The sequence below is a fragment of the Gordonia sp. UBA7599 genome (genome assembly GCA_002477755.1).
GTDB lineage: Bacteria > Actinomycetota > Actinomycetes > Mycobacteriales > Mycobacteriaceae > Gordonia.
Genome location: DLKD01000039.1, coordinates 5,823 through 10,939, shown reverse-complemented (window position 1 = coordinate 10,939; position 5,117 = coordinate 5,823). Strand labels below are relative to the sequence as shown.

Sequence of the window (5,117 nt, the reverse complement as noted above, 5' to 3'; positions counted from 1 at the left end):
AGACGACCCTGGCCGGCAAGCTTGCCGCCTGGTTGGGAAAGCAGGGGCACACGCCGCTCCTCGTCGCCTGTGACCTCCAGCGGCCGGGCGCCGTCAACCAGTTGCAGGTGGTCGGTGAGCGCGCGGGCGTCCAGGTGTTCGCGCCGAACCCCGGTACCGCCGTGGGTGTTGAAGGCGAGATGGGCGTGTCGGCCGGCGATCCGGTGCAGGTGGCGCGCGGCGGTGTCGAGTACGCCCGTGCGAACCATTTCGACACGGTGATCATCGATACCGCGGGCCGTCTCGGCCTCGACGACGAGTTGATGCGCCAGGCCGCGGACGTGCGCGCGGCCACCGATCCCGACGAAGTCCTCTTCGTCGTCGACGCCATGATCGGCCAGGACGCCGTCACCACGGCACAGGCCTTCGCCGAGGGCGTCGGGTTCACCGGCGTCGTCCTCACCAAGCTCGACGGCGATGCCCGCGGCGGTGCCGCACTGAGCGTCCGCGAGGTGACCGGCGAGCCCATCCTCTTCGCGTCGACCGGTGAGAAACTGGAGGACTTCGACGTCTTCCATCCTGACCGCATGGCCAGCCGGATTCTCGGCATGGGCGACGTCCTCTCGCTGATCGAGCAGGCCGAGGAGCACTGGGACGCCCAGCAGGCCGAAGAGGCCGCGTCGAAGATCATGGGCGGCGACCTCACGCTGGAGGACTTCCTGCAGCAGATGCTCATGATCCGCAAGATGGGCCCCATCGGAAACCTGCTCGGCATGCTGCCGGGCGCCGGCCAGATGAAGGAGGCGTTGGCGCAGGTCGACGACTCGCAGCTCGACCGCGTGCAGGCAATCATCCGCGGCATGACCCCCGCCGAGCGTGCCGATCCGAAGATCATCAACGGCTCGCGCCGCCTGCGCATCGCCAACGGCTCGGGTGTCTCGGTCTCTGAAGTCAACCAGCTCGTCGACCGCTTCTTTGAGGCCCGCAAGCAGATGGCCGCGATGACCGGTCGCATGGCCGGCCCCGGCGGAGGGCGCAAGAACGTCCGGCGCGGCAAGGGGGGCAAGAAGGGCAAGAAGGTCCGCGGCCGCGGACCGACGCCGCCCAGGGTGCGCGGCGGGTTCCCGGGCATGCCGCCCGGTGGGTTCCCCGGCATGCCCGGCGGAATGCCCGACCTGTCGTCGATGCCGCCCGGACTCGACGAGCTGCCACCGGGCTTGGCCAACATCGACTTCTCGCAGTTCGACCAGAACGGCAAGAAGAAGTAGTCGGGGATCCGGAGGTGGCTGTGACCGGAGCACTCCATGTCGGCGGCCGTAACGGCTTGACCGGTGAACGAATCGACCTGTGGATCGTCGACGGCGTGTTCCGCGACGGGCCGGTCGACGGTGCGACGACGATCGTCGACGACGGTTGGTTGTTGCCCGGTCTGGTCGATGCCCACAACCACGTAGGCATCGCGCCTGGGCTCGGCGTCACCGTCGAGCAGGCGCGGGCGTTTGCGTACGCCGACGTCGCAGCCGGGACGACGCTGATCCGCGAGGTCGGCTCGCCGCTGGACACCCACCCGCTCGACGACGATCCGCGCTGCCCGCAGTTCATCCGGTCTGGCAAGCACATCGCGCGACCGAAGCGGTACCTGCGCGACTACGGCGTCGATCTCGACGATCCCGACGACCTCGCCGCCGAGGTCACGCGCCAGGCGGCGGCCGGGGACGGCTGGGTGAAGATCGTCGGCGACTGGATCGACCGAGACGCCGGTGATCTCGCCCCGCTGTGGACTCGCGCGCAACTCGACGCGGCGGTGGCCGCCGCGCACGGAGCCGGGGCGAAGATCACCGCGCACGTCTTCGGCTATGACGCGCTGCCCGACATCATCGGCGCCGGATTCGACTGCATCGAGCACGGAACCGGGCTGACCGACGACCTCATCGACGAGGTGGTGGCCCGCGACATCGCGCTGGTCCCGACGATGATCCAGATCGAGAATTTCCCGGGCATCGCCGACGGCGCCGACCGGTTCCCGACGTATCAGGCCACCATGCGCGATTTGTACGCGCGCGCCGGACAGGTGATGGCGGCGGCGCGTGAGGCGGGCGTGCAGATCTTCGCGGGAACGGACGCCGGCGGCTTCGTCGGGCACGGCCGGATCGTCGACGAGGTGGAGGCTCTGGTCGCCATGGGCATGCCGGTCTCCGAGGCGCTCGACGCGGCCAGCGCGGCCGCGCGGCGCTGGCTGGGTGCGGGGGTGTTCGACGACGGTGACCGCGCCGACGTGCTGATCCTCGACGCCGACCCGCGCGAGGACTTGAGCGCGCTGCGCCGCCCGCGCGAGATCATCTGCGGTGGAGTTCCGATCAGAGGCTAGGTCCCGTACGAACGCGGTCGATTATTACCACTACGAGGTAAAGATCACCGCGCTAAGTGCTCCAGGGGCATCAGAGGGTGGTCGAGCACGGCTTGGTTCAGCCCGTCTGACCGCTCGTGATTTTGGGGATTGACGTGCACCAGTGGCAGAATGAACCGTCGGTTCGCCGGACCCGGGTACGCCCGACCGGCGGTCACACCGAATCAATCGCAAAACCGGACTTGCGCATCCCGCGCGGGTTGCTGAATTGCGCAGTGACCAACTGAAGGAAACATGTCTGTCAAGATCAAGCTCGCCCGCCTCGGCAAGATCCGCCAGCCGCAGTACCGCATCGTCGTCGCCGACTCGCGTACCCGCCGCAACGGCCGCGTCATCGAGACCATCGGCAAGTACCACCCCAAGGAAGACCCCTCGTTCATCGAGGTGGACTCCGACCGCGCCCAGTACTGGCTCGGCGTCGGCGCGCAGCCCACCGAGCCGGTAGCCGCGATCCTGAAGATCACCGGTGACTGGCAGAAGTTCAAGGGCCTGCCGGGCGCCGAGGGCACCCTGAAGGTCGCCGAGCCCAAGCCGAGCAAGCAGGACTTGTTCAACGCCGCGCTGGCCGCTGCTGACAGCGAGCCGGTCGCCGACGCCACCACGCCGAAGAAGAAGGCCGCGAAGAAGGCTGCGGAGAAGGCCGAGGAGAAGGCCGAAGCCGAGGACAAGGCCACCGCGTCGGAGGCCCCGGAGACCGCTGAGCCGGAGACCGAGGCTGTCAAGGAAGACCTCGCCGACGACGGTGAGACCGTGGCCGAGGCCGTCGCCGAGGGTGAGGCCGCTGCCGACGCCAAGGACGAGGCGTGAGCGTCGTCGTCGCCGACGCCGTCGAACACCTCGTTCGCGGGATCGTGGCCAACCCCGACGACGTCCGTGTCGAGCTGCTGTCCGGCGGCCGCGGCGGGCGGTTGATCGAGGTCCACGTGAATCCCGAGGATCTCGGCAAGGTCATCGGCCGCAACGGCCGCACGGCCACCGCGCTGCGCACCCTGGTCACCGGTATCGGGGGCAAGGGACTGCGCGTCGACATCGTCGACACCGACCGCTGATCGTCGACCGGGACCGCACGTGGACCTGGTGATCGGCCGCGTGGTCAAGCCCCACGGCGTCCGCGGCGAACTCGTCGTCGACATCCGCACTGACGACCCCGAGTTGCGCTTCGCGCCCGGCACCGTGGTGCGCGGCGTGATGCCGCGCGTCAAGGGTGCCGCACCCACCGCAGAGCGGGAGTTCACCGTTACAGCCGCCCGGAATCATTCCGGGCGGCTGTTGGTGTCGCTGGCCGGCGTCAGTGATCGTGGTGCCGTGGACGATTTGCGCGGACTGCTGTTTGTCATCGATGCCGACGATGTGGATTCCGGCGACGATCCCGACGAGTTCTACGACCACGAGCTGATCGGCTTGCCGGTGCGCATCGTCGACGGTGAGACCGTCGGCGAGGTCCGCGACGTCATCCACCTGCCCGGCTCGGACCTGCTCGCCGTCGCTGCCGCCGACGACGGTCGGGAGATCCTCATCCCGTTCGTCGCCGAGATCGTGCCCGAAGTGTCGCGCACCGACGGCGTCGTCATCGATCCGCCCGAGGGTTTGCTGGAGGGCTAGTCGTGCGACTGAGCATCGTGACCATCTTTCCCGACTACGTCGCACCGCTGCGCGAAGCGCTGCTGGGCAAGGCGATCGACAAGGGGATCATCTCCCTTGACGTCCACGACCTGCGCGACTGGACCCACGACGTGCACCGCAGCGTCGACGACTCGCCCTACGGCGGCGGGCCGGGCATGGTCATGAAGCCGCAGGTCTGGGGCGAGGCGCTCGATGAGGTGTGCGGTACCGAGACCGACGTCGAGAACGGCCCGATCCTCGTCGTCCCGACGCCTGCCGGTGTGCCGTTCACCCAGGCGACGGCACAGCGCTGGAGCCGGGAGAACCACCTGGTCTTCGCCTGCGGACGCTACGAGGGAATCGACCAGCGCGTCGTCGACGACGCGGCCCGGCGGATGCGCGTCGAAGAGGTGTCGATCGGCGATTTCGTGTTGATCGGTGGCGAGGTCGCGGTCATGGCGATGGTCGAGGCCACGACGCGGCTGATCGACGGTGTGCTGGGCAACCCGGTGTCGCATCAGGACGACTCCTTCTCCGACGGTTTGCTCGAAGGCCCCAGCTACACGCGCCCGGTGTCGTGGCGCGGACTCGACGTGCCCGAGGTGCTGTTGTCGGGCGATCACGCCCGGGTCGCCGCATGGCGGGCCGAGCAGGCATTGGAGCGCACACGGGCACGACGACCCGATTTGCTGCGCGAGCACGACTCCTGACACAATGGAGCGGTTGCCACGCGGCAGGTCACGGCACATGCCGACCCCGTGTGGACACGCAATGCTCGGAGCATGAACCGGTTGATCCGTCCGCGGCCGCCAGGTTCCTCTACTCACGCACACGCCAGATTGGACAACCGATATGAACACCCTGGACTTCCTCGACAAGCAGTCCCTCCGCGACGACCTGCCCGACTTCGCCCCCGGCGACACCGTTGACGTTCACGTCAAGGTGATCGAGGGCTCCAAAGAGCGCGTCCAGGTCTTCAAGGGCGTCGTGATCCGCCGCCAGGGTGGCGGTGTGCGTGAGACCTTCACCGTCCGCAAGGTGTCCTTCGGCGTCGGCGTGGAGCGCACCTTCCCGGTGCACAGCCCCAACATCGCCAAGATCGACGTGCTCACCCGCGGTGACGTCCGTC

General features: G+C 68.4%; 7 protein-coding genes. All 7 read left to right on the top strand.

What is annotated here, in order from left to right; genetic code table 11:
* A partial coding sequence (locus B4L26_RS05375) for a signal recognition particle protein (RefSeq protein ID WP_290716735.1) occupies positions 1-1,247 on the top strand: 1,247 nt, incomplete at its 5' end.
* Between the two features lie 20 nt (positions 1,248-1,267).
* Positions 1,268-2,347 carry an amidohydrolase family protein gene (locus B4L26_RS05370; RefSeq protein ID WP_299491401.1) on the top strand — a complete coding sequence of 360 codons (1,080 nt, stop codon included), beginning with the start codon at positions 1,268-1,270 and terminating at the stop codon, positions 2,345-2,347.
* 273 nt (positions 2,348-2,620) lie between these two features.
* Positions 2,621-3,193 carry a 30S ribosomal protein S16 gene (gene rpsP, locus B4L26_RS05365; protein ID WP_290716730.1) on the top strand — a complete coding sequence of 191 codons (573 nt, stop codon included), beginning with the start codon at positions 2,621-2,623 and terminating at the stop codon, positions 3,191-3,193.
* A complete protein-coding gene (locus B4L26_RS05360) occupies positions 3,190-3,435 on the top strand; it encodes an RNA-binding protein (RefSeq protein WP_290716727.1) in 246 nt (81 codons plus the stop codon). The genes rpsP and B4L26_RS05360 overlap by 4 nt, the downstream gene beginning before the upstream one ends.
* A 19-nt stretch (positions 3,436-3,454) precedes the next feature.
* Positions 3,455-3,988, top strand: coding sequence for a ribosome maturation factor RimM (rimM, locus tag B4L26_RS05355; RefSeq protein ID WP_290716724.1), 534 nt, complete (start codon positions 3,455-3,457; stop codon positions 3,986-3,988).
* A 2-nt stretch (positions 3,989-3,990) separates the two neighbouring features.
* On the top strand, positions 3,991-4,698 hold the full coding sequence (gene trmD / locus B4L26_RS05350; RefSeq protein WP_290716722.1) for a tRNA (guanosine(37)-N1)-methyltransferase TrmD: 708 nt from the start codon (positions 3,991-3,993) through the stop codon (positions 4,696-4,698).
* A 142-nt stretch (positions 4,699-4,840) separates the two neighbouring features.
* A partial coding sequence (gene rplS, locus B4L26_RS05345; protein ID WP_290716720.1) for a 50S ribosomal protein L19 occupies positions 4,841-5,117 on the top strand: 277 nt, incomplete at its 3' end.